This window comes from Mesocryomonas lacus (assembly GCF_055730135.2).
Genome location: NZ_JBUZWE020000018.1, coordinates 51312 through 75250, shown reverse-complemented (window position 1 = coordinate 75250; position 23939 = coordinate 51312). Strand labels below are relative to the sequence as shown.

General features: G+C 67.4%; 21 protein-coding genes. 13 read left to right on the top strand and 8 right to left on the bottom strand.

Going from position 1 to position 23939, the window contains the following annotated elements:
• Positions 1 to 68: 68 nt before the first annotated feature.
• The 4 genes from ACZLZY_RS22975 (at position 69) to ACZLZY_RS22960 (ending at position 2686) form a co-directional block, all read left to right on the top strand.
• Positions 69 to 935 (top strand): shikimate dehydrogenase, encoded by an 867-nt coding sequence (locus tag ACZLZY_RS22975; protein WP_472936392.1) that lies wholly within the window; start codon positions 69 to 71, stop codon positions 933 to 935.
• Between the two features lie 25 nt (positions 936 to 960).
• Positions 961 to 1548: a dephospho-CoA kinase gene (gene coaE / locus ACZLZY_RS22970; RefSeq protein WP_472936391.1), complete on the top strand. Its 588-nt coding sequence runs from the start codon at positions 961 to 963 to the stop codon at positions 1546 to 1548.
• Between the two features lie 118 nt (positions 1549 to 1666).
• A complete protein-coding gene (gene dnaQ, locus ACZLZY_RS22965) occupies positions 1667 to 2395 on the top strand; it encodes a DNA polymerase III subunit epsilon (RefSeq protein WP_472936390.1) in 729 nt (242 codons plus the stop codon).
• Positions 2396 to 2485: 90 nt separating this feature from the next.
• Positions 2486 to 2686 (top strand): hypothetical protein, encoded by a 201-nt coding sequence (locus ACZLZY_RS22960; RefSeq protein ID WP_472936389.1) that lies wholly within the window; start codon positions 2486 to 2488, stop codon positions 2684 to 2686.
• Positions 2687 to 3272: 586 nt separating this feature from the next.
• Here ACZLZY_RS22960 and ACZLZY_RS22955 read toward each other — a convergent pair.
• The 4 genes from ACZLZY_RS22955 to ACZLZY_RS22940 form a co-directional block, all read right to left on the bottom strand.
• Positions 3273 to 3668, bottom strand: coding sequence for a helix-turn-helix domain-containing protein (locus tag ACZLZY_RS22955; protein ID WP_472936388.1), 396 nt, complete (start codon positions 3666 to 3668; stop codon positions 3273 to 3275).
• A 37-nt stretch (positions 3669 to 3705) separates the two neighbouring features.
• Positions 3706 to 4308, bottom strand: coding sequence for a Smr/MutS family protein (locus ACZLZY_RS22950; protein ID WP_472936387.1), 603 nt, complete (start codon positions 4306 to 4308; stop codon positions 3706 to 3708).
• Positions 4305 to 5366, bottom strand: coding sequence for a murein transglycosylase A (gene mltA / locus ACZLZY_RS22945; RefSeq protein WP_472936386.1), 1062 nt, complete (start codon positions 5364 to 5366; stop codon positions 4305 to 4307). The genes ACZLZY_RS22950 and mltA overlap by 4 nt, the downstream gene beginning before the upstream one ends.
• A 79-nt stretch (positions 5367 to 5445) precedes the next feature.
• Positions 5446 to 6144 carry a Tim44/TimA family putative adaptor protein gene (locus ACZLZY_RS22940; RefSeq protein WP_472936385.1) on the bottom strand — a complete coding sequence of 233 codons (699 nt, stop codon included), beginning with the start codon at positions 6142 to 6144 and terminating at the stop codon, positions 5446 to 5448.
• 267 nt (positions 6145 to 6411) lie between these two features.
• On the opposite strand from ACZLZY_RS22940, the gene ACZLZY_RS22935 reads away from it, so the two are divergent.
• Together ACZLZY_RS22935 and secB are read left to right on the top strand one after the other, a co-directional pair.
• Positions 6412 to 6933: an FxsA family protein gene (locus tag ACZLZY_RS22935; RefSeq protein ID WP_472936384.1), complete on the top strand. Its 522-nt coding sequence runs from the start codon at positions 6412 to 6414 to the stop codon at positions 6931 to 6933.
• A 209-nt stretch (positions 6934 to 7142) separates the two neighbouring features.
• Complete coding sequence (secB, locus tag ACZLZY_RS22930) at positions 7143 to 7637, top strand: protein-export chaperone SecB (RefSeq protein ID WP_472936383.1); 495 nt, start codon at positions 7143 to 7145, stop codon at positions 7635 to 7637.
• A gap of 72 nt (positions 7638 to 7709) precedes the next feature.
• Here secB and ACZLZY_RS22925 read toward each other — a convergent pair whose 3' ends face one another.
• Positions 7710 to 10256: a glucose/quinate/shikimate family membrane-bound PQQ-dependent dehydrogenase gene (locus tag ACZLZY_RS22925; RefSeq protein WP_472936382.1), complete on the bottom strand. Its 2547-nt coding sequence runs from the start codon at positions 10254 to 10256 to the stop codon at positions 7710 to 7712.
• Positions 10257 to 10756: 500 nt separating this feature from the next.
• On the opposite strand from ACZLZY_RS22925, the gene rho reads away from it, so the two are divergent.
• The 6 genes from rho (at position 10757) to ACZLZY_RS22895 (ending at position 18146) form a co-directional block, all read left to right on the top strand.
• The gene (rho, locus tag ACZLZY_RS22920) at positions 10757 to 12022 is read left to right on the top strand and encodes a transcription termination factor Rho (RefSeq protein WP_472936381.1); all 1266 of its coding nucleotides are present in this window, start codon (positions 10757 to 10759) and stop codon (positions 12020 to 12022) included.
• A 91-nt stretch (positions 12023 to 12113) separates the two neighbouring features.
• Positions 12114 to 13532, top strand: coding sequence for a tRNA uridine-5-carboxymethylaminomethyl(34) synthesis GTPase MnmE (mnmE, locus tag ACZLZY_RS22915; protein WP_472936380.1), 1419 nt, complete (start codon positions 12114 to 12116; stop codon positions 13530 to 13532).
• Positions 13533 to 13649: 117 nt separating this feature from the next.
• Positions 13650 to 15533, top strand: a complete 1884-nt coding sequence (gene mnmG / locus ACZLZY_RS22910) for a tRNA uridine-5-carboxymethylaminomethyl(34) synthesis enzyme MnmG (protein ID WP_472936379.1) — start codon at positions 13650 to 13652, stop codon at positions 15531 to 15533.
• Positions 15523 to 16236: a 16S rRNA (guanine(527)-N(7))-methyltransferase RsmG gene (rsmG, locus tag ACZLZY_RS22905; protein WP_472936378.1), complete on the top strand. Its 714-nt coding sequence runs from the start codon at positions 15523 to 15525 to the stop codon at positions 16234 to 16236. The genes mnmG and rsmG overlap by 11 nt, the downstream gene beginning before the upstream one ends.
• Before the next feature lie 64 nt (positions 16237 to 16300).
• Positions 16301 to 17110, top strand: a complete 810-nt coding sequence (locus tag ACZLZY_RS22900) for a ParA family protein (protein ID WP_472936377.1) — start codon at positions 16301 to 16303, stop codon at positions 17108 to 17110.
• Between the two features lie 61 nt (positions 17111 to 17171).
• On the top strand, positions 17172 to 18146 hold the full coding sequence (locus tag ACZLZY_RS22895; RefSeq protein ID WP_472936376.1) for a ParB/RepB/Spo0J family partition protein: 975 nt from the start codon (positions 17172 to 17174) through the stop codon (positions 18144 to 18146).
• 175 nt (positions 18147 to 18321) lie between these two features.
• On the opposite strand, the gene holA is transcribed toward ACZLZY_RS22895, so the two are convergent.
• The 3 genes from holA to leuS all read right to left on the bottom strand — a co-directional run bounded on the left by holA (position 18322) and on the right by leuS (position 22580).
• Positions 18322 to 19371, bottom strand: coding sequence for a DNA polymerase III subunit delta (gene holA, locus ACZLZY_RS22890; RefSeq protein WP_472936375.1), 1050 nt, complete (start codon positions 19369 to 19371; stop codon positions 18322 to 18324).
• 64 nt (positions 19372 to 19435) lie between these two features.
• The gene (locus ACZLZY_RS22885; RefSeq protein ID WP_472936374.1) at positions 19436 to 19987 is read right to left on the bottom strand and encodes a hypothetical protein; all 552 of its coding nucleotides are present in this window, start codon (positions 19985 to 19987) and stop codon (positions 19436 to 19438) included.
• A complete protein-coding gene (gene leuS, locus ACZLZY_RS22880; protein ID WP_472936373.1) occupies positions 19974 to 22580 on the bottom strand; it encodes a leucine--tRNA ligase in 2607 nt (868 codons plus the stop codon). Before leuS ends, ACZLZY_RS22885 begins: the two co-directional genes overlap by 14 nt.
• A gap of 482 nt (positions 22581 to 23062) precedes the next feature.
• On the opposite strand from leuS, the gene ACZLZY_RS22875 reads away from it, so the two are divergent.
• Entirely contained in the window at positions 23063 to 23740 is a 678-nt protein-coding gene (locus tag ACZLZY_RS22875; protein WP_472936372.1) for a YggS family pyridoxal phosphate-dependent enzyme, read from the top strand.
• Positions 23741 to 23939: the final 199 nt, after the last annotated feature.

Below are 23939 nucleotides of genomic sequence, written 5' to 3'. Positions count from 1 at the left end.
GGGTTTGCGGTCAGGCGCTCGATTTGGTAACGCTGCGGGAATATCGAAAGCCCACAGCCGGAACCGCCATGCATGTCTTCCACGACGACGAGACGCCGCGCGAGCCCCAAGAAGGCCCGCGCGCCTTCGTAACGGGCTGGCCGGTCTGGCACTCGCGCTCGCCGCTCATCCACGGCGACTGGCTGCAGCGCTACGGCCTCCCCGGCTCCTATGAGCGGCTCGGCATCCCGCCCGAGGAGTTCGGCGACTTCCTCGAGGGCTTTGCCGGCAGCGGCTTCGTTGGCGGCAATGTCACGCTGCCGCACAAGGAGGCGGCGTTCGCCGCCGTCGGCCGGCGGGATGCGGCGGCCGAGGCGATCGGGGCGGTGAACACGCTCTGGTGGGAGGACGGCGTCCTCACCGGCGGCAACACCGACGCTTACGGCTTCTCCGCCAATCTCGACGAGCGCCTACCCGGCTGGCGCGATGCGGAGACTGCCGTGGTGCTTGGCGCCGGCGGCGCGGCGCTCGCGGTGGTTTTCGCGCTGCTCTCGGCCGGCGTCGCCCGCGTCCACGTCGTCAACCGCACCGAGGCGCGGGCGTCGGCTCTCGCCGAGCGCTTCGGCGCCCGCGTCAGCGGCCATGGCGCGGAGGCGCAGCCGGCGCTGCTCGCCGGTGCCGACCTCCTCGTCAACACCATACCGGCACAGGCGACAGAGGACGATGCCCTGCCCGACCTCACCGCCCTCCCGGACACGGCGCTCGTCACCGACATCGTCTACGTCCCGCTGGCGACGCCGGTCCTGCTGGCGGCCGAAGCGCGGGGCCTGCGCCATGCCGACGGGCTCGGCATGCTGCTGCACCAGGCGGTGCCGGGCTTCGAGCGCTGGTTCGGCCGGCGCCCGACCGTCGACGCAGCGCTGAGGGCGCGGCTCGTCGCCGACATCGCGCCATGACGGGCGCTGCCGGCAGGACCGCGCGATGATCATCCTCGGCCTCACCGGCACGATCGGAATGGGCAAGTCGACGACCGCCAGCCTCTTCGCCGAGCGCGGCATCCCCGTCCATTCCGCCGACGAGACCGTCCACCGCCTCTATGCCGGCAAGGCCGCGCCCATGGTAGAAGCGCTGTTTCCGGGCGTGGTACGCGACGGCGTCGTCGACCGCGCGGCGCTGTCGGCCCGGGTGCTCGGCGATGCCGCGGCCTTGCAAGCGCTGGAGGCGCTGGTGCATCCGCTGGTGCGGGCCGAGGAGCAGGCCTTTCTGGCAGAGGCCCGCAAGGCCGGCAGGAAGCTGGTGGTGCTCGACATCCCCCTTCTGTTCGAGACCGGAGGCGAGAAGCGGGTGGACAAGGTGCTGGTGGTGACGGCACCCGCCGAGGTGCAGCGCGAGCGCGTTCTCGCCCGGCCCGGGATGACGGCCGAAAAGCTCGCCTCCATCCTCGCCCGCCAGGTGCCCGACGCCGAGCAGCGGGCCCGCGCCGACTTCGTGCTCGACACCGCCGCCGGCATCGAACCTGCCCGTGCGGCGATCGCCGAACTCATCGATAAACTCTCGGCGTCCGAGTAAACGTTAAGAACAAAGAAAGAACATCTTGCGAGCCTCGGGGACAACGTCGTCCCCCGGAAGCTCTTGCTTGAACTTCGGGGGGAGATGCGCGACACCGGGACACCAACGGGATCAAGTCATGCGCGAGATCGTCTTCGATACGGAAACCACCGGCCTCGACTTCGAGGCCGACCGCGTCATCGAAATCGGCGCGATCGAACTCTGGAACCACATTCCGACCGGCCGGTCCTGGCACGCCTTCGCGCGGCCGGCGGGTCGCCGGGTCGATCCCGGCGCCTTCGACGTGCACGGCATTTCCGACGATTTCCTGAAGGACAAGCCGTTGTTCGAGGAGGTCGTCGGGGAGATGACCGAGTTCTTCGGCGACAGCGTGCTCATCGCCCACAACGCCACCTTCGACATCCGCTTCCTCAATGCCGAGTTGAAGCGCATCGGCTTGCCGCCGATCGACATGGAGCGCGTTATCGACACGCTGCAGATGGCCCGGCGGAAATTCCCGATGGCGCCGGCAACGCTCGACGCCCTCTGCTCGCGCTTCTCGATCGATACGTCGAAGCGCGACAAGCACGGCGCGCTGGTCGACTCCGAGCTTCTCGCCGGCGTCTACATCGAGCTCATCGGCGGCCGCCAGGCCGCGCTCGGCCTTGTCTCCTCGCACCAGGAAGAGCAGCGCGACGCCGATGGCGCCGTCCTCCGCCTCGCCCCGCGCCGCGTGCCGCTGGCGCCGCGGGTGACGCCCGAGGAGGCGCTGCGCCACCGTGCCTTCATCGAGACGCTCGGACCCGATGCCCTCTGGCTGAGCTTCCTCGAGCTCGCGAACCCGCCGGAAATCGCCGCGGCCGTCTGACGCGGCAAGGCTGTCGCGGGAACATCTGCTGACCGTGCCGACTTTTGGTGTGTGCCGACGTCTGGAGGTCGGCCGATCCGGGAGGCCAACATGTCCGACAAGAAAATCCATCCTGCCGACACCGTCCCTGCCGTGGGCAGCGAATCGGACAAGCCCGACCTTGTCTCACACTTCGTCCGGCAGACCGACGCGACCTTCGCCGGCAAGCCCGACAGGAGCCTCATCGGCCGCGATATTCCGATCGAGGAATATGCCGAGGACGAGCTGGACGAGGACGGCGAACCGCTGTGAGGTGCGGTTTCGGGCGGAGTAGCTGGATGCTTGCGACGACTAGACAGCCCGGTGTAGACTGCGTGGTGGGCCGGTATAGCCATTCATCACTATACAATTTCTGAATCTGTGATGGACACCGAACGTTCGGAACGAGATGAAGAACGTTGGAAGACCTAACATAAACGCCGCATCCTCGTCATCCCGGGCTTGACCCGGGATCCATTCCAAATCGTCCATCACACATGGTACGGGCGACCTTCCCGCCTTGTCGCCGCAGGCTGGTTCTACACTGGACAAACTCTATTCAGCGCAGAGGAATGGATCCCGGATCAAGTCCGGGATGACGAAATTGAGGGGCCGGCGTCACGGCAGCTCCGTCTGTCCGATGGAGGCGCTTGGAAGCGTAGGCCGCCCCAAGGACGTGCATCATTGCCGAAACGGACCGAAGTCGTCCTCACCCCAAGGGCCTCACCTCGTCAATGCACGAGGGATAACACCTCCGCGCCTCTACAACGCGCCCGCTACCCCGACTCTCACTACCCTTCGCTCTCGCTACTACGCGCCCGCTACCCCAATCTCCGCCGCCGCGACCCCGCCCCCGCACCTACCGCCGCCGCTTCGCCGCCCGGACCGCCTCGGCCCTCGCGGCAGCCACATCCAGCGCCGCACGAAGCTGCACCAGATCCTCCGGAGCCAGAATCGCGATGGTCTCGGAGAGGCGGTTGGCCAGTGCCGTCGCATCTGCGCTGAGGCCGGCGGTCTCGACCGTGACTTTCGGGTGGGAAAGTTCCGCGAGCCGCTCGAGTTCCTCCGCATCGTCCCAGATCACGTTGAGATAGCCGATGATCCGCTGCAGCAGCTGCCAGGTCGGGCGGCCGCGGCGGCCGTGTTCGAGCGCCGAGAGATAGGCGCTGGAGACGCGCAGGGCCTTCGCCATCTCGCCTTGGGTCACGCCCTTCTCTCGCCGCAAGGCGCGGATGCGCTCGCCGAACGGCGTCACCGGCCTTGCCTCCCGGGCGCCCTGCAGGAGACGCCATTCATCGCCGGCGGATGCGGATGTAGAAGGCGCCGTCGCCGCCATGGCTGCGGTCCGCGGGCTCGAAGCCGGCGACGAGGCTGCGGAACTCCGGCGTGTCGAACCAGTGCGGCAGCGAGCGCTTGATCACCCCGCGCGAGCCGAACGAGGCGCCGCGCCCGGTGATCACCAGAACGTGCCGCATGTGGTGGGCCTGTGCCTGGCGCAGGAAGCCCAGCAGCGCGTAATGCGCGACGATCTGCGTCTTGTCGTGCAGGTCGATGCGGTCGTCGATCTCGACCCGTCCTTTGGCGATCTTGCGCTTGACCGGCTTCTCGATCGGGAAGAGGCCCGGCAGCGCCCGCACCGGCTTCGCCTTGATCGCCGGCGCCTGGTAGGCCGGCATCAGGCTGGGCTTCGGGACGGCGATCGCGGCGGGTTTCGGTGCCGGCAGCCGGACGTGTCTGGCCGAAGCGGGGCGGGGCACGGCAGGCGGCGCTGGCGCCACGACCGGCTCGGCCGGCGGCAGGTCGGGCAGATCCTTGCCCGGCATTGGCTTTGCTTGCCGGGCGACGCCGACCCACAGCCGCAGCTCGTCGTCGCTGAGCCCCCGCCGGCGCCTCATCGCTCGATCCCGGCGTGAACGGAAGCCGGCAGCAGCAGATAGAAGTCGCCGGGATGGCGCACGCGTCCCGCCGCCTGTCCCGCCGCAAGGCCGGAGCCGACGAAGATGTCGGCCCGCGCCGGCCCGAGGATCGCCGAGCCGGTGTCCTGCGCGATCATCAACCGCTGGAACGGCGCGCCGGCGAGCACCAGATCGGGCGCGTCGATGAAGAACGGCGTGCCGAAAGTGTGGAGCAGGCGGTCGACGGCGATCGAGGCCATCGGCGTCAGCGGGACCTTGGCGGCCGCGACGGGTCCAAGGCTCTCGTCGACCACCTCCGCCTCGCGGAAGAAGATGAAGGAGCGGTTGCGGTCGAGGAGACCGCGGACACGATCGGGATGGGCGGCCAGCCAGGCGCGGATGCCGTCCATGTCGGCCTCGGCGAGCGTCAGCGCGCCCTCCTGCACCAGGATCCGACCGATCGCCGTGAACGGGTGCCCGGTCTTGGCGGCATAGGTGACGCGCAAGCGGCGCCCGTCGGCCAGCCGCAGCCGGGCCGAGCCCTGGATGTGGACGAAGAAGGCATCGACGGGGTTGTCGAGCCAGGCGATTTCCAGACCGCGGCCTTCCAGAAAGCCGGCCTCGATCGCCTCCCGGTCGGGGTATTCGTCGAGATGCTCGTCCGGCCGGCGCCAGGCATAGCGGAAGGACGGGTCGAGCCCCGCCGGCCGCGATACGTCGTCGACGGGAACAAGGTCGTGCGGCACGCCGTAGAGCGGCGTGGAGAAGCGCGCGTCGCGCGTCAGCGCGGCGTCGAGCTCCGGCTCGTAATAGCCGGTCAGGAAACCGCGTGCGGCGGGATCATCGGCCTTGGCCGACAGGAAGGCCGGCTGGAAATGCCGTTCGAAGAAGGCGCGCGCCTCCGCCGGGCCGATCTCGGCGGCGGCGGACAGCGCGGCTTCCGCGGCCGGGCGGAAATCGTCGGCCTCGACGCCGAGCGTGCCGGTCTTGACGACGCCGGCCATGAACCGTTCGGCCGAGCGCCTGAACGCCGAAAAGGCCGCGGCGTGGTCTGCCACGGCCCATCCGGGCAGGTCATCGAAACGGCGTTTCGCCAAAAGGTCGGTCAGCACGGGCACCTCGCCGTCACAGCCTGGCTCAGGCGGCTTCGGACTGCGTCTCGACCAGCTTCCAGTTCGGATCCTTCGAGCGCGTATCCCGGGCGAAGGTCCAGACGTCCTTAACTTCAACGACGGTCTCGGGATCCCCGTCGATCACCTCTCCGGTGTTCGACGTCACCGCGGTGATCAGCTGGGAGACGATGCGCACGGTGATCAGAACCTCGCGGTCCTTGGTCTCGGCGGCGACGATCTTCGCGTCGTCGATGCCGACGAAGGTCGACTGCATCTTCTGCGACCGCGCCTCGCGCTCGGTGATCGCCGCCTCGAAGCCGGCATAGGCTTCCTGGCTGAGCAGGCTCTTCAGCGTCTTGCGGTCACCGCTGGCAAACGCGCCAACGATCATCTCGTAGGCGATCTTCACGCCATCGATGAAACCCTTGGCGTCGAAGGTCTGGTCGGCGTCCTGGACGCGGCGGAGCTCGGCATTGGCAGGCTCGGCGGGCGGCACGATCTTGTCGATCGCCGCATAGCGGTCGACAACCACGGCCTCGGTCACGCCGGTCTCGCGCCGGTTCGGCAGCGTCACGACATTGCCTTGTGCCTCGATGGTCTTCTCTGGCCGGGCATAAGGATCGAAGGGAGGCCGCTCATTGCCGGTGCGCCGGCCCAGCACGTTGCGCAGTTGGAACAGGACGATCGCCGCCACGATGATGAAGAAGATCGTCCCGAAGGTCATCCTGTGCGCAATCCCTGTGTGTTCGCTTGGTGCGGTGGAAGAAGGTGGCAACGGATCCGCCGCCGCCGCAGACCCTGCATATAAGTGAGCCGGTCGCTCATTCAAATTGCCGTTGGCTGATCCTATCTTCTTTGTGACGTGCATTCGCGTAAATTATGCGGCGGCAATGAACGGAGCGTGCCGATATCGGCGAAAATGAGTAGGATGCCGGCCTCTTCTTGTTTTTTGGCCGAGCTCCCAACCTGGAGAATTCCCCTGCGACTGCTGTTGCTCCCGCTCTCGATGCTGCTGCTGCCGATCGTCGAGATCGCCGTGTTCATCCTCGTCGGCGACCGGATCGGGCTGTTGCCGACGCTCGGCCTCGTCGTCGGCAACGCGGTGATCGGCGTGCTCCTGTTGCGGCGGCAGGGCCTGTCGACGCTCCTGCGCATCCGCCAGGAGGTTCAGGCCGGGCAGAATCCGGGGCGTGAGCTGGTGCACGGGGTGATGATCGTGCTGGCGGCGTTCCTGCTGATCGTGCCCGGCCTCGTCACCGACCTCATCGGCTATCTCCTCTTCATCCCGCCGGTGCGCGATCTCGCCTGGCGGTTCCTGAAGGGGCGCGTCACCGTGATGGCGATGCCCGGCGGCACCGGCTTTCGCCGGCGCCCGATGCCGTCCGATGACCTGCTGCGCCGCCCGGCGTCCGGGCCGGTCGCACCCGCCGGCGTGATCGAGCTCGACGACGACGAGTATGCCCGGCGGCCGAACCCCGACAGTCCCTGGCGCGGCGACAAGCCCACGCCATAACCAACTTCCACGCCTCTGGCCGGCGTATGGCCGGCAACGCGGGCGGCCGGGCGCGAACTTGTCTCCCCTTCTGCGAAGTGTTAGCGCTCGCGCCACCGCAGCGGGCGACCGTGCCGCGTGCCGGCGTGCCGGGGCGGGCGAGCGGGACAGATATGGGGACCATGCCGGCCGCGCAGCGGGGCATGCCCGGGATCCAAGCGGAGGCTTTCATGTCCGACATCGACCAGGCCAATCAAGGCCTGCCCAACGGCCAGGCGCCGTCGATCAACATCCTCGCCCAGTACATCAAGGACTTCTCGTTCGAGAGCCCGAATGCGCCGGCGGCCCTGCGCAATCAGGCCAAGGCGCCCGGCATCAACATCGGCGTCAACGTCACCGCCAACCCAGTCAATGCCGAGGACGGCGACTACGACGTCAAGCTCTCGCTGAACGCCAAGGCCGGCGACGACAAGGATCTCCTGTTCCACGTCGAGCTCGAATACGGCGGCGTGTTCCGGCTGCAGCATTTTCCGCAGGAGCACCTTCTGCCGGTGCTGTTCATCGAGTGCCCGCGCCTGCTCTTCCCGTTCGCGCGCCAGATCGTCGCCGACGTCACCCGCAATGCCGGCTTCCCGCCGCTGATGATCGACCCGATCGACTTCGCCGCGCTGTTCGCCCAGCGGATGTCCGAGGAACGCGCCAAGGCGCAGGTCCAGACGATCTGATTTCCAGCCTTTCAAAGACATGAAAAAGGGCGCCGAGAGGCGCCCTTTTTCATGTCGGGTCCGAAGCCGCCGTTACGGCTTCGGCAGCTTGTAGGCGATCACCGAGTCGCCGGTGCGGGTGCCAAGCGAGCCATGCCCGCCGGCGACCGCCAGCACGTACTGGCTGCCGTCGCGTCCGGCATAGGTCATCGGCGTGGCTTGTCCGCCGGCCGGCAGGCGGCCCTTCCAGAGTTCCTTGCCGGTCAAGACGTCGTAGGCGCGAAGGTACTGGTCGAGCGTGCCCGACAGGAAGGCGACGCCGCCCGCCGTCATCATCGGGCCGCCGAGGTTCGGCACGCCCATCTTGAACGGCAGCGGGATCGGCGAGGAGTCGCGCACCGTGCCGTTCTTGTGCTGCCAGATCACCTTGCCGGTGGTGAGGTCGGCCGCCGCGACATAGCCCCAGGGAGGCGACTGGCAAGGCAGGCCGAGCAGCGAGGTGAAGGGCGCGAGCTTGATCGCATAGGGCGCGCCGAAGTTCTCGTTGAGCGAGGGCAGCGCGCCCGCCGGCTTCTCGCCGCCGTCCTGGACGTAGAGCTCGGTCTCGTTCTGGCGCCGCACCAGCTGCGAGGTGAAGGCGAGGTAGGTCGGCGTGGTGAAGGCGATCTGGCGCTGCGGGTCGACGGCGACGCCGCCCCAGTTAAAGACGCCGAAATTGCCGGGATAGATCAGCGATCCCTTGAGCGAAGGCGGGGTGAAGCGGCCGTCATATTTCAACCGCGTCAACGCCACCCGGCAGGCCAGCTGGTCGAACATCGTGGCGCCCCACATGTCCTTGCCGGTGAGCGCGGGCGGGTCGAAGGACAGCGCCGATTTCGGCTGGGTGGGCGCGGTATGGTCGCCCTTGGCCGCGCCCGTGGGCGCCGCGATTTCGGTCACCGGCAGCACCGGGGTGCCGGTGCGGCGGTCGAGCACGAACAGCTCGCCTTGCTTGGTCGGCTGCACCAGCGCGGGCACGGTCTGGCCGTTGAGGGTGAGGTCGATGAGGCTCGGCTGGGCCGGAACGTCATAGTCCCAGAGGTCGTGGTGGACGGTCTGGAACACCCATTTTACCGTGCCGGTGGCGATGTCGAGCGCCACGACCGAGGACGAGAAGCGCTCGACTTCCGGCGAGCGGTTGCCGCCGAACTGGTCGGGCGGCTGGTTGCCCATCGGGATGTAGACCATGCCGAGGCCCTCATCGACCGAGGAGATCGACCAGGAGTTCGGCGAGTTCGCGGTGTAGGTCTGGCCCTCCGGCAGCGGCGCCGTCTGGTCCGGCTTGGCGCTGTCCCAGGCCCAGACGAGATCGCCCGTGTTGACGTCATAGCCGCGGATGACGCCCGAGGCTTCCGCCGTCGAGACGTTGTCGAGGACGGTGCCGGCGACGATGATGATGTTGGCGGTCACGACCACCGGCGAGGTCGAGTAGTAGGCGCCCGGATTGACGTTGGGCATCTTCTGCCAGAGGTCGATCTGCCCATCGCCGCCGCCGAAATTGCTGCAGACGGCGCCGGTCTCCGGGTCGAGAGCAATGAGCCGGCCATCGGCCGTCGGCATGAACAGCTTGGCAGCGCAAGTGCCGGTGACGGCGGCACCGGCGGTAGCGACCGGAAGCGCCGGGTCCGCGGCATCGCCGGCGGGCGCGGCGGCAGTGGCGCCGGGGGGCGTCGCCGCGGTCGGCGCGGGTGCCGGGGCCGCCGAGGTCGCTGCGGCAGCGGGGGCTGCGGCATCCGATGAAGCGGTGGCGGCGTGGTAGGACAGGCCGCGGCAGGTCAGGTGCTGCAGCGCGAGCGCGCCCTGCACCTTCGGGTCATAGCGCCAGATCTCTCTCCCGGTGTCGGCATCGAGCGCGATGACGCTCTGGTGCGGCGTGCAGAGGAAGAGCCGGTCGCCGATCTTCAGCGGGGTGACCTCGAAGGTCGTCTCCAGCGGATCGCCTTCCTGCTTGGCGTCGCCGGTCTCGAAGGTCCAGGCGGTCTCGAGCGTGCTGACGTTCTTCGGGGTGATCTGGTCGAGCGGGGAGAAGCGCTGGCCGTAGCCGGTGCGGCCATAGGCGCGCCATTCGTCGGCGGGGATGCTGGCGGCGTCGCCGGCGACGCGGCCCGTCGGGGCCGGCACGGTGCCTTCGATGCGGTGGAGGTCGGTGAACCACGACGTCACCGCCACGCCAAGCACCAGGACCAGCGAGGCGGACAACGCGAGGCCGCCGCCGCTGAAGGCCGTCGGGCCACCCTTGATGCCGTCCATCGCCGCACGCACGTCGGGCACATAGAGGCGGCGGGTGATCCAGGGCGTTAGCAGGAACAGGCCCATCAGGAAGATCACGTCGCCGCGTGCTGCGAGTGGCCACCAGTCGAGGCCGACCTCCCAGAGCGCCCAGCCGAGCGTGCCGACGACCAGCGCGGCGTAGACCCAGAGCGCCGCCTCGCGGCGCGCCAGCAGCAGGCCGGCGGTGGCGAAGAAGAGCACGGCCGCGGCGAGATAGTACCAGGAGTCGCCGGCGCTGATCAGCCAGACGCCGCCGATAGCCGACGCGACACCGAAGAGGACGAGGAGGATCGTGGCGATCCAGAGGGCGGGAGAGCGGCCGGTGGGCATGTTGACCTCGTCACTTCACAGTCTTGGATGGACGGACCCTCGCATGGCTCGTCCCTGAACGGAACTGCGGCATTGCCACAGCGCTGGCGAAAGCAGGGCGGCGCGGCGTTTTTCGCTCTCGTGATCCCCGCGCGGGCAAGTGAGCCTGTAGCTGGCTTCGTCAAGGCGTGCGGTGCCAGAAACCAACGGCGTTGCGGGACCTCTCGGCACGGTACCCGGTAACCAGCGATACGCCGCCGCGCGGAATACCTCGCTGGCTGACAACCTGCTTGCACCCCGGCAGCCTTGCCGGTATAGGCAATCGGGATACCCTGCCTCAGGGGCGCTGGCCGAATCAGTTCCGCCACCACCCTTTCCGTTGCCGCACGTGTTCAGTCGCTGGCATCGGCTCTCCCCATCCCGCCTTCCCGATACCGTCTTCCCCCGTCTTACCATTGACGCAAGTGCAGTCCCCCCACCGATCGCCCGATCACATCAGCGGGACGGAGCCGTAAAACCATATGTTGGAAATGAAGCTTCAGGACCTGAAGAACAAGAAAGCCCCCGAGCTCATCGCCTTTGCCGAGGAGAACGCGGTCGAGAACGCGCCTGTCCTGCGCAAGCAGGAGCTGCTGTTCGCGATCCTGAAAAACCTGGCGGCCCAGGGCGTCGAGATCATCGGCGAGGGCGTCGTCGAGGTGCTGCAGGACGGTTTCGGCTTCCTGCGCTCGCCCGATGCCAACTACCTGCCGGGTCCGGACGACATCTACATCTCGCCCTCACAGCTCCGCCGCTTCTCGCTGAAGACCGGCGACACCGTCGAGGGACCGATCCGCTCGCCGAAGGACGGCGAGCGCTATTTCGCCCTGCTCAAGGTCAACACGATCAACTTCGATGACCCGGAGCGGATCAAGCACAAGAGCCATTTTGACAATCTGACGCCGCTCTACCCGAACGAGCGCTTCAAGATGGAGCTCGACAATCCGACCTCGAAGGATCTGTCGGCCCGCGTCATCGATCTCGTCGCCCCGCTCGGCAAGGGCCAGCGCGCGCTGATCGTCGCGCCGCCGCGCACCGGCAAGACGGTGCTCCTGCAGAACATCGCCCACTCCATCACCGCCAACCATCCGGAGTGCTACCTCATCGTGCTGCTCATCGACGAGCGGCCGGAGGAAGTCACCGACATGCAGCGCTCGGTGCGCGGCGAAGTGGTCTCTTCGACCTTCGACGAGCCAGCGGTCCGCCACGTCCAGGTCGCCGAAATGGTCATCGAGAAGGCCAAGCGCCTCGTCGAGCACGGCCGTGACGTCGTCATCCTGCTGGACTCCATCACCCGCCTCGGCCGCGCCTACAACACTGTCGTGCCGTCCTCCGGCAAGGTGCTGACTGGCGGTGTCGACGCCAACGCCCTGCAGCGCCCGAAGCGCTTCTTCGGTGCCGCCCGTAACATCGAGGAAGGCGGCTCGCTGACGATCATCGCCACCGCGCTGATCGATACCGGCAGCCGCATGGACGAAGTCATCTTCGAAGAGTTCAAGGGCACGGGTAACTCCGAAATCGTCCTCGACCGCAAGGTGGCGGACAAGCGGATCTACCCGGCGATGGACATTCTCAAGTCCGGCACGCGCAAGGAGGACCTCCTCGTCCCGCGCGCCGACCTGCAGAAGATCTTCGTGCTGCGCCGGATTCTGGCGCCCATGGGCACGACCGATGCGGTCGAGTTCCTGAACGACAAGCTGAAGCAGACCAAGATGAACTCGGACTTCTTCGACTCCATGAACACCTGATCGGTTTCACCGATCGATTCGGCAGCGGTCCGATCCGAAAGGGTTGGGCCGTTTGCGTTTTGGGTGAAGGTACTGACGGGAAGCGGACGCCATGATGACCGATGCCATGATCGCCGACGACACCATCATCGCCCTCTCATCCGGCGCCCTCCCCGCGGGCATCGCCGTCATCCGCATCAGCGGCACCGCCAGCCGCACCGTGCTGGAACGCCTCGCCGGCGGCGTCCCGCCGATCCGCCAGGCCAGCCTGCGCCGCATCCGGGATGCACGGGGCGACACGATCGACCATGCGCTGGTCCTTTTCTTCGAGGGTCCCGCGACCGTCACCGGCGAGGATCTCGCCGAACTCCATCTGCACGGCGGCCGCGCCGTCGTCGCCGCTTGCCTCGACGCCGCGCTCGCCCTCCCCGACGTCCGGCTGGCGCAGGCTGGGGAGTTCACCCGCCGCGCCTTCGAGAACGGTCGCATCGATCTGACCGAGGCCGAGGGACTTGCCGACCTCCTCTCCGCGGAAACCGAGGCGCAGCGCATCCAGGCGGTGGCACAGTCCGGCGGGGCGCTGAGGGCGCTCTACGAGGGATGGATGAAGCGCCTCGTCCACGCGCGCGCCATGCTCGAGGCCTCGTTCGACTTTGCCGACGAGGGCGACGTGGCGGAGGACGTCGCCGACAGCGTCCGACCCGCTCTGCAAACGCTCGCCTCTGAAATGCGGACCCACTTGGCCGGCGCCGGACGCGGTGAGATCCTGCGGCATGGCTTCAAGGTGGCGATCATCGGCCCGCCGAATGCCGGAAAATCGAGCCTCCTGAACGCCCTTGCCGACCGCGAGGCGGCCATCGTCTCGCCCATCGCCGGGACGACGCGCGATGTCATCGAGGTCGCCCTCGACCTCGGCGGGGTGAAAGTGCGCCTGTTCGACACGGCCGGTCTCCGGGATACCGCCGACGCCGTCGAGGCGATCGGCATCGATCGCGCTCTGGCAACGGCTGAGGACGCCGACCTCCTCCTCGACCTCCGGTCATGCGAAGCCGAGATTCACGTGAAACATCCGGAAATGGCGCCGCTGGCCGTTCCGTCGGGACGGTCGATTCGGACCCGGACCGAGCACGCCTCGTCGCCGATTTGGTCCGTCAGAACTAAAATCGATCTGGATCTTGAACGATTCGGATCCGGTACAATGGCGGGCAACGGCCCCGATGACGGCACGCCAGCGTTTGCGCTGTCCGCGCATACCCGTACCGGACTGGGAGCGCTCGTCGAGGCCATTGCCGTCGCTGCGATATCCGCTGCCGGAGACCCTTCGGCGCTGGTCCCGGCTCGGACCCGCCACCGCGAGATCGTGTCGGACGCCTTGCGTCTCCTCGACAGGACCATCGCGGCCAGCCAGCCTCCCGAGTTTGCCGCTGACGACCTGCGCGAAATCACCGACCGTCTGGGCGCCCTCACCGGCCGGGTCGGGGTGGAAGACCTCCTCGACGTCATCTTCTCGGCCTTCTGCATCGGCAAGTGATTCACGTGAAACACGCGCTGCAACGCAAGTTCCGCGGACCGTGCGAACGGGACGCCTGTGCCGGCCCCCGACGCCTCGCGCATTGACAGGCCCGCGGGCTTTCGGCTTAACCAGACGATGCACAGCACATCCCCCACAGCATTCGACGTCGTCGTCATCGGCGGCGGCCATGCCGGTTGCGAGGCGGCCAGCGCCGCCGCGCGGCTCGGCGCGCGCACCGCCCTTCTCACCCACAGCTTCGACACCATCGGCGCGATGAGCTGCAATCCGGCGATCGGCGGCATCGGCAAGGGGCATCTCGTGCGCGAGATCGATGCGCTGGGCGGCTTGATGGGCGAGGCGGCGGACGCGGCCGGCATCCAGTTCCGGCTGCTCAACCGCAGCAAGGGCCCCGCGGTGCGCGGCCCCCGCACCCAGGCCGACCGCAAGCTCTACCGCGCCGCCATGCAGGCGATGATCCGGGCAACCGCCAATCTTGAGGTCGTCGAGGGTGACGCATTTGATCTGAGCTTTGCCGAGGACGGCAGCGTTGCCGGCGTGATCCTCAGTGATGGGCGGACGCTGTCCTGTGGCGCCGCGGTTTTGACCACCGGAACCTTCCTCTCCGGCCTCATCCATATCGGTCTCCAGAAGATCCCAGCCGGTCGCATGGGCGAGGATCCCTCCCTTGGCCTCTCCGGCACGCTGCGCCGGCTCGGGCTGCGGCTCGGCCGCCTGAAGACTGGAACCCCCGCGCGGCTCGACGGGCGCACGATCGAATGGTCCGGGCTCGACAGCCAGGCGGCGGATGATGTGCCGACACCCTTCTCCTATCTCACCACCCACATCGCCAACCGCCAGATCGCTTGCGGCATCACCCGCACCACGCCCGAGACCCACCGCATTATCCGCGAGAACCTCGGCCGCTCCGCGCTCTATTCCGGTGAGATCGAGGGCGTCGGCCCACGCTATTGTCCCTCGATCGAGGACAAGATCGTCAAGTTCGGCGAACGCGACGGCCACCAGATCTTCCTGGAGCCAGAAGGCCTTGACGACGACACCGTCTATCCCAACGGCCTATCGACCTCCTTGCCCGAAGATGTCCAGCAAGCGTTCCTCCGGTCGATCCCCGGCCTCGAACGGGTGGAGATCCTAAAGCCCGGCTATGCCATCGAGTACGACCACGTGGACCCGCGGGAGTTGCATCCGACCCTTGAGGTCAGGGCAGCCCGCGGCCTGTTCCTGGCGGGCCAGATCAACGGTACGACCGGCTACGAGGAGGCGGCCGCGCAAGGTCTCTGGGCGGGGCTGAACGCCGCACGTCGCGCCGGTGGATTCGGCTGCGTGACGATCAGCCGGTCCGATGCCTATATCGGCGTGATGCTAGATGATCTGACGAGAACTGGGATCACCGAACCCTATCGGATGTTCACCTCGCGCGCCGAGTTCCGGCTGTCGCTCCGCGCCGACAATGCCGACCGCCGGTTGACGCCACTGGGCCTCGATCTCGGCCTGATCGGCGCGCGCCGCGAGGCCGTGTTCCAGGCTAGCGAAGCTCAGCTTGATGCAGCAAAGGCCTTGCTCGAGACGTCGACGATCACCCCGAGTGAAGCTGCAAAGCGCGGGCTGCATCTCAACCAGGACGGGAGGTCGCGCTCCGCCTTCCAGCTGTTGTCGCAACCCGAGATCGGGTTCGAAAGGCTTGCCATGATCTGGCCAGAACTCGCTGCCGTTGAGCCGTCGATTCGGGAGCGTATCGAAATTGAGGCGGCCTACGATGTCTATCTCGATCGCCAGCGCCGTGACCAGGCCCGGCTGCGCCGCGACGAAGGCGTGGCGATCCCCGATGACTTCGACGTCTCGGCGCTGCCGGGCCTATCATCGGAACTGAAGCACAAGTTTGCAGCCCGCAAGCCGGCGACGCTGGCCGATGCCGAGCGCATAGACGGGATGACGCCGGCGGCGCTGGCGCTGATCCTCGTTCACCTTCGCAAGCAGCAAAGGCTTTCCCATGCGGCGTAGCGATGAGGAAGAAGCCCCGCGCCGCATCGCCGTGCCCCGGACCAAGCGGGCGCAAGCCTTACCAGCCGCGGAAGAGATAGCGGCGGGCCGCGTGGCGCTGCTGGCGCGGCGTCATGTTTCACGTGAAACACTTGAGGGCATAGACCGTTACGTCGCGCTGCTGCTGGAATGGCAAGTCAAGACCAACCTCGTCGCGCCTTCCACGCTTGGCGAGATCTGGCACCGGCACGTCGCCGATTCCCTCCAACTGGTCGATGTTGCCCCCAAGCCAAGACGTTGGGTTGATCTCGGCTCAGGTGCTGGCTTTCCTGGCATCATCCTCGGCATCGCTCGGCGCGGCGAAGCGGGTGCGCATGTGGATCTCGTAGAGAGCAACGCCAAGAAGGCTGCGTTCCTGCGCGCGGTCATCCGCGAAACCGGCATCTCCGCTACCGTTCATGCCCAGCGGATCGAAGACTGTGGCGCAATACTGTCCCAGGCGGACGCTATTAGCGCTCGCGCCCTCGCCTCACTCGACGTGCTGCTCGGCTTTGTCAGTGGTCGCGTACGACCTGAAATCCCCTGCTATTTCGCCAAGGGCCGGCGTCATGATGAAGAAATCGTTGACGCATCGGCCGAATGGCGATTCACAGTGCTAAAGCACTCTTCGACGGTCGACGCAGAATCGGTGATCCTGGAAATCCGGGATATCGCGCCGCGTTGAACCGGCAGTGCCGGCCCAGAGCGAATGTTTCACGTGAAACATCGCGGGCCGAGGGAGCGAGCCGATGGATGCCAGGGCACCAAGACGCATGCGGGTCATCACCATCGCCAACCAGAAGGGTGGCGTGGGCAAGACGACGACCGCGATCAACCTTGCGACGGCACTCGCGGCCGTGGGCAAGCAGACGCTGCTGATCGATCTCGACCCGCAAGGCAATGCCTCGACGGGGCTCGGCGTCGACAAGGAGGACCGTGAGGTCTCCTCCTACGACGTGCTGGTGGAGTCCGCCTCCATCAGCGAGGCGGCGATGGCGACAGCCGTGCCGAACCTGTCGCTGGTCCCATCGACGCTTGATCTGCTCGGGCTTGAGATGGAGATCGCCAGCGCACCCGGCCGCGCCTACAGGTTGCGCGACGCGCTGCATTTCCATGTCATGGAGGTCCCGCAGTTCGACTTCGTGCTGATCGACTGCCCGCCCTCGCTGAACCTTCTGACCGTCAATGCGATGGCCGCAGCCGACTCGATCCTCGTCCCGCTGCAGTGCGAGTTCTTTGCGCTGGAAGGACTTAGCCAGTTGCTGCAGACGGTGGAGCAGGTGCGGGACACGTTGAATCCGGCGCTCGACCTCCACGGCATCGTCCTCACCATGTATGATGGCCGCAACAACCTGGCCGCGCAGGTGGTCAACGACGTCCGCTCCTATATGGGCAAGCACGTCTACGACACGGTGATTCCGCGCAATGTTCGGGTCTCCGAGGCGCCGTCCTTCGGCAAGCCTGCGATTCTTTACGACATGAAATGTCCAGGCAGCCAGGCCTATATCCGGCTGGCCTCGGAGGTGATCCAGCGCGAACGCCGGCTGGAGGTCGCATGACGTCTTGCCGCACTAAGACAGGCCGGTCGGCGCCCGGCGCCGGCACGACGGGGAGACGGAGATGAACGAGGACAAGTCGCGGCAGCGTCTCGGACGCGGACTGGCAGCGCTCATCGGCAGCGGCGGCGCCTCGCCTGCACGGGCCTCGAACGGTTTTGCGCCGCAAGAGACCGCCGGAGAGCGGCGAATTGCGGTTTCCCGCCTGTCGCCGAACCCGCGCAATCCGCGCCGGCATTTCGACGAGGCCGACCTCGCTGAGCTCACCGCCTCGATCCGCACCCATGGCGTCGTGCAGCCGATCCTCGTGCGCGAACGCGCCGATGGCACGGAGGCCTACGAGATCGTCGCCGGCGAGCGCCGCTGGCGCGCCGCACAGAAGGCGGGCCTCACCGAGGTTCCGGTCGTCGTTCGGGACATCTCGGACCGTGAGTCGCTCGAGATCGCGATCATCGAGAACGTGCAGCGTGCCGACCTCAGCGCCATCGAGGAGGCGCAGGCCTACCAGATGCTGATCGAGGAGCATGCTTATACGCAGGCCGATCTCGCCGATGTTCTCGGCAAGAGCCGCAGCCATGTCGCGAACACGCTGAGGCTCCTGAAACTCCCCGAGGGGGTGCAAGGCATGCTGTCGCGGGGCGAGTTGTCACCCGGCCATGCCCGCACGGCGGTTTCGGCGGAGGACCCGGAGGCTTTTGCGCGCGAGATCATCGAGCGTGGCCTGTCGGTCCGCGAGGCCGAGGATCTGGCGCGGACGCCCGTGCCGCCGTCGGTCACCGGGCTCCCTGCCCGCCAGCGCCCGGCGGCCCGGCCGAAGCAGCAGCCGCCGAAGCCGCTTGGTCAGGAGAAGGATGCCGACACGAGAGCGCTCGAGCGCCTCTTGTCGGAAACCCTCGGCATGCGCGTCGAGATCAGGCTGCCGGAAGATGGTGGTGACCTGCGGATCGACTACGGCAATCTGGAACAGCTGGATGAGATCTGCCGGCTCCTGCAGGCCAAGCAGAACCGTCCCCCGGAACCCCGCATCCGCACGCTTTAACTCTTTTCCGAAGAATTGATCAGCAATCGACTCGGCGGCGTAACGGTAGGCTCATTCTCGCAATGAGCCAGCGTTCGCGCGGACTTGAGTATTCCCGATTGTTGCAGAATGGGTCGAGGTTGATGAACCTGTTCGCATCGAGAGAGCGCTGGATCGAAACACCTTCACGGTGAACTCAGCGGACCTTTTTTCGAAGGCGCGCGGCTTCGACGGCGGTACCGAGCAAGGTCTGTCGCAGGATAACGTGCGAGAGCGCGGCCTCCTTGCGGCTGTGCAGGATATCGGCCTCGATCGCCGCGAGCGCTGGCGCGAGGGCGTCGAGGGTCCAAAGCCCGAGTGCGGTTTCGAGCGCCGCCTTGCGCCGGAAATGCGGGCGACGCCCCTCCACCGCCCGGGCGACGCTCTGGTCGCCGTGCTCGACGGCAAAGCGCATCAGCTGCAAGCCCTGGAAATGGCGAAGCAATCCTTGCTGCAGCAGGAACGGCTGGGTGCCGGCGGAGGTCAGCCGCTCGATCAGTTCCGGCAGCTTGCGCACCTCGCCGGTGGCGGCCGCATCGATCGTCTCCTCCAGCGTGTCGGCCGAGACGTCGCCGACGATCGCCAGGATATCGGCGGCTTCGACCGCCGACTTGCCGTAGCAATAGAGGCAGAGCTTCTGCACCTCGCCGCGCGAGGCCAGCCGGTTGGCGCCGAGGCGCGCGCGCAGCATGTCGCGGGTATCGCGGTCGATCGACAGGCCGGCGAGCTTCAGCTCCTCGTCGATCATCAGGTCGAGAGCCCTGCCTTCGTCCTGGTAGCATGGCAGCGCCATGGCGGCCCGGCCGCGCTCGACGGCGACGCGCAAGGGTGCGCTCTTCTTGAGATCACCGGCCTCGATGACCACGGCCGCATCGCGCGGCGGGTCCTTGGCAAGATCCGTGACCGCGGCCGACAGCGCCTTGCCGGAACCGGTGCCGGCCCCGCGGATGCGGATCAGCCGGCGGCCGCCGAACATCGAGATCGTCCGCGCCTCGTCGAACAGCCGGCCGATGTCCTTTTCCAGCTCGTCAGCATTGAGACTGATGAAGGCGAAGGCGTCCTTCGGATCGACGCCGGAGAGAGCCGCGACCTTGGCCGCCCGCTCCGAGACGAGCCCCGCATCGGGGCCGTAGAGCAGCACGATGGGAAAGCTCGTGTCAGGCCGCGACAGAAAGGCCTCGACCTCACCCGCCTTCTTTTCCGCCATCAGGCGCGCCGCAGGTGGTTTGATGCCGGCGCGCGGCGGTGCAACCGTTTTGCGCCGGCAAGGCTCACTTGCGCAGGTCCTTGCGGATGGCGACGGCGGCGCCGAGCTGGACCTTTTCGGCCACTTCCTTCGCCGCCAGCTCGCGGGCGTCGATGAGGGCGCGCGAGGAGGCGAAGAGCTGCTCGGAGCGGTCGAACGGCACCGAGGCAAAGCGCAGACCGGTGCCGATCACCTTCTGATCGGACAGGCGAACGACCTGGTAGGTCGCGTCCATCCGGTAAAGGCTCGCGGCGGGAACACCCGAGCCGCGCTCGATCGAGACAACGTTTTCCTGCCCGGTCACGGAGTACCGGATCTCGTAGACCGGAGCGGACGGCGTCGTGCCGCCGTTGAGGCGGAACAGAAGCGCGTTGCGGAACAGCTGCGCCGTGCGGCTGTTGGCCGGCGCCACGGCGATCTGGCCGCGGAGGTCGCCGAGGCTCTGGCCGCCGGTGCCGCTGGCGAGTGCCGCCTGGCTGGATGTGCCGTACATCGGCGAGACGGTGCAGCCACCGAGAAGGACGAGGGCGAGAAGCCCGGCGATCCGCGGACGGAGCGCCCGATCAGACGACGACATTGACGATCCTTCCGGGGACGACGACGATGCGCTTCGGCGTCCGGCCCTCGAGGGCCGTCTGCACGAAGTCGAGTGCCATGACGGCGCTTTCGATCTCAGCCTTGCCGGCCTTGACCGAAACGGTCAAGTCGCCGCGCTTCTTGCCGTTGAGCTGGACGGGGAGAACCACCTCGTCGACGACCAGCAGCGCGGGATCGATCTCCGGCCATTTCTGCTCGGCGCAGAGGCCGCTGCGGCCGAGCACCGTCCAGCATTCTTCGGCAAGATGCGGCATCATCGGCGCGATCAGCCGCACCAGCACCGACAGCGCCTCGGCGACGGCGTCCGCGACGCCGGTGACGTCGCGCGCGTCGCCGGCGGTCGCCGCGGTCAGCGTGTTGACGAGCTCATAGAGCCGGGCGACGGCCTTGTTGAAGGCGAGGCGCTCGATGTCGTCGGCAACGCCCGACGCCGTGCGGTGCGCAGCGCGGCGGATCTCGGTCGAGCGCGGGGCATCGGCGGTGTCGCCAACGGTGGCGGCGAGTTTCGGGGCGAGCTCGGCGACGAGGCGCCAGAGCCGCTGGACGAAGCGGTGCGCGCCCTCGACGCCGGACTCGGTCCAGATCACGTCCCGCTCGGGCGGCGAATCCGACAGCATGAACCAGCGGGCGGTGTCGGCGCCGTAGGAAGCGATGATGTCGTCGGGATCGACGACGTTCTTCTTCGACTTCGACATCTTCTCGATCGCGCCGATCTCGAGGACGGCGTTGTCCGCCATCCGGGTCGCAGTGCGAACGCCATCCACCTCGTCGATGCGGATCTCGGCGGGCGAGACCCAGTCGCGGCCGTGCCGATAGGTCTCGTGCACGACCATGCCTTGGGTGAACAGGCCCTTGAACGGCTCGTCGATGGCGAGATGCCCGCAGGCCTGCATCGCCCGCACGAAGAAGCGGGAGTAGAGGAGGTGCAGGATCGCGTGCTCGATGCCGCCGATATACTGGTCGACCGGCAGCCAGGCATTGGCGCGCTGCGGATCGGTCGGCTCATCGGCATGCGGCGCGGTGAAGCGGGCGAAATACCAGGAACTGTCGACGAAGGTGTCCATCGTGTCCGTCTCGCGTAGCGCCTTGCCGCCGCACTGCGGGCAGGAGGCGTGGCGCCAGGTTGGGTGACGGTCGAGCGGGTTGCCGGGGCTGTCGAAGTCGATGTCGTCCGGCAGCTTGACGGGCAGGTTCTCGCGCGCCTCCGGCACGACGCCGCAGGCCTCGCAGTGGAGGACCGGGATCGGGCAGCCCCAGTAGCGCTGGCGGGAAATGCCCCAGTCGCGCAGGCGGAAATTGATCTTGCGCTCGGCCTGCGGCCGGCCGCCGAGATCGCTCGCCGCCAGCCGGTCGGCGACGGCGGCAAAGCCCTCTGCCGGGCTCATGCCGTCGAGGAAGCGCGACTGGAACAGCGTGCCGTCGCCGACATAGGCCTCGGTTCCGACGCTGAAGCTTGCCGTGTCGGCATCCGGCGGCAGGACGACGGGGGTGACCGGCAGATCGTATTTGCGGGCGAAGTCGAGATCGCGCTGGTCATGCGCCGGGCAACCGAAGATCGCGCCGGTGCCGTAGTCCATCAGCACGAAGTTGGCGACGTAGACCGGCAGCTTCCAGCTGGGGTCGAGCGGGTGCACGGCCTCGATTCCGGTGCGCATGCCGAGCTTCTCGGCGGTCTCGATCGCCGCCGCCGTGGTGCCGCCGCGCTTGCAGGCGAGGATGAACTCGGCGAGCACCGGATTGTCGCGCGCCGCGGCGGTCGCCAGCGGATGGTCGGGCGCCACCGCAAGGAAAGACGCGCCGAAAAGCGTGTCCGGCCGGGTGGTGAACACGGTGACGTCGGCCGCTGCGTCCGGCGCCTTCTCCAGCGCGAAGCGCACCAGCAGGCCTTCCGACTTGCCGATCCAGTTCTTCTGCATCAGCCGGACCTTTTCCGGCCATTCCGGCAGCGTGTCGAGCGCCGACAACAGGTCCTCGGCATAGTCGGTGATGCGGAAGAACCATTGCGTCAGGTCGCGCTGCTCGACCTCGGCGCCCGAGCGCCAGCCCTTGCCGTCGATCACCTGCTCATTGGCGAGAACGGTGTTGTCGACGGGGTCCCAGTTGACCTTGGACTTGCGGCGATAGGCGATGCCCTTGGCGAGGAAGTCGAGGAACAGCATCTGCTGGCGGTGGTAGTAGTCGACGTCGCAGGTGGCGAACTCACGGGACCAGTCGAGCGACAGGCCCATCGACTTCAGCTGGCCGCGCATGGTGGCGATATTGGCATAGGTCCATTCGCGCGGATGCACCTTGTTTTGCATCGCGGCGTTTTCCGCAGGCATGCCGAAGGCGTCCCAGCCCATGGGATGCAGGACGTTGAAGCCCTTGGCGCGCTTGTAGCGCGCGACCACGTCGCCCATCGCGTAGTTGCGTACATGTCCCATGTGGATGCGGCCGGACGGGTAGGGGAACATCTCGAGGACGTAGTACTTCTCGCCCGGCGCATCGTCCTCAGTCTCGAACAGTTTCGCCGCGTTCCACGCCTCCCGCCAGCGGGGTTCGGCTTCGCGCGGATTGTAGCGTTCGATGGACATGCGGAGGGCTCGTCGGTTTACGCCAGGCCCGATCGAGGGGCCGACGTCGGAAGGGATTGCCGTCGTTCAACACCGCCTGCGCGCCAGCGTCAACCGAGAGGCGGCTCAGCGCTTCACGCTGGACGCGGCGGCGGCTGTTGCGCTGAGATGCAGGCGGAGAGTTTCGAGAGGGAAAGCAGCACGCCGGGCCAGCGGCGGACCGGGGAGAACGGGCTTCCCCGGCTGTGGCGACAGCCTCGCTCTCGAAGAGGAGGTGATGCGATGTGGTTTCTGCCGCTGAGCATCACGTTGGAGGTGAAAAGGACCCGGAGGGGCTGGCAAGTCTTCTTCCGGGTCCAATTCATCGTCTGACCAAGGGTGTCGGCCTCGAGGACCTTTGGTCGCTTCGGCCGGCACCCACTCCTTTCATATACGCCATTCCGGCCCATATTTCAAAGTCGCGTCCGTTGCTCCCGTCGCCTCTCGCTTCTCTGAAAGCCACCATGTCCGTCCAGCAATACCAAGCCGTCACCGCCGCCATTCGCGACGCCGAAACCGCCGCGGGCCGGGCTTCGGGGTCGGTGACCCTTGTCGCGGTGTCGAAGACCTATGCGGCCGAGGCGATCGCCCCGGTACTGGAGGCCGGGCAGCGGGTGTTCGGCGAGAACCGGGTGCAGGAGGCGATGGCGAAATGGCCGGAACTGCGGGAGCGGTTCGAGGGGATCGAACTGCACCTCATTGGCCCGCTGCAGTCGAACAAAGCCGCCGAGGCAGTCGCCACTTTCGACGTCATCGAGACCGTCGACCGCGAGAAGATCGCCAAAGCCCTGGCCGGCGAAATCGCCAAGCAGGGCAGGGCGCTTCGGCTCTACGTCCAGGTGAACACCGGCGAGGAGCCCCAGAAGGCCGGCATTGCGCCGGACGAGGCGGTGGCCTTCGTCGCACGCTGCCGCGACGTGCACGGCCTCTCCATTGAGGGCCTGATGTGCATTCCGCCGGCGGACGAGGATCCGGCGCCGCATTTCCGGCGGCTGGCGGAACTCGCGAAGGCAGCGGGCGTCGCGAAGCTATCGATGGGCATGTCGGGCGATTACGCCGTCGCGGTGGCGGAGGGCGCGACGGGCGTGCGCGTCGGATCGGCAATCTTTGGCGCGCGCGATTATGGCCACGCGGCCGGTTAAAGGCGTTGGAGGCCGGCGGAAGAGGGAAGTCCGCCGGCGGGCAGCACGGGCTGACGGAGCGCAGCTTGCATGCAAGCCCCATCCGGCATCCTCTCGTCATCTTCGTCCGGCACAACCATGGCGATTCGCGGCCGGTTGACCGGCCGTCATGATGAATCAAGGCCGCGACGATCCGCGGCCGGACTCAGCGGGAGCGACG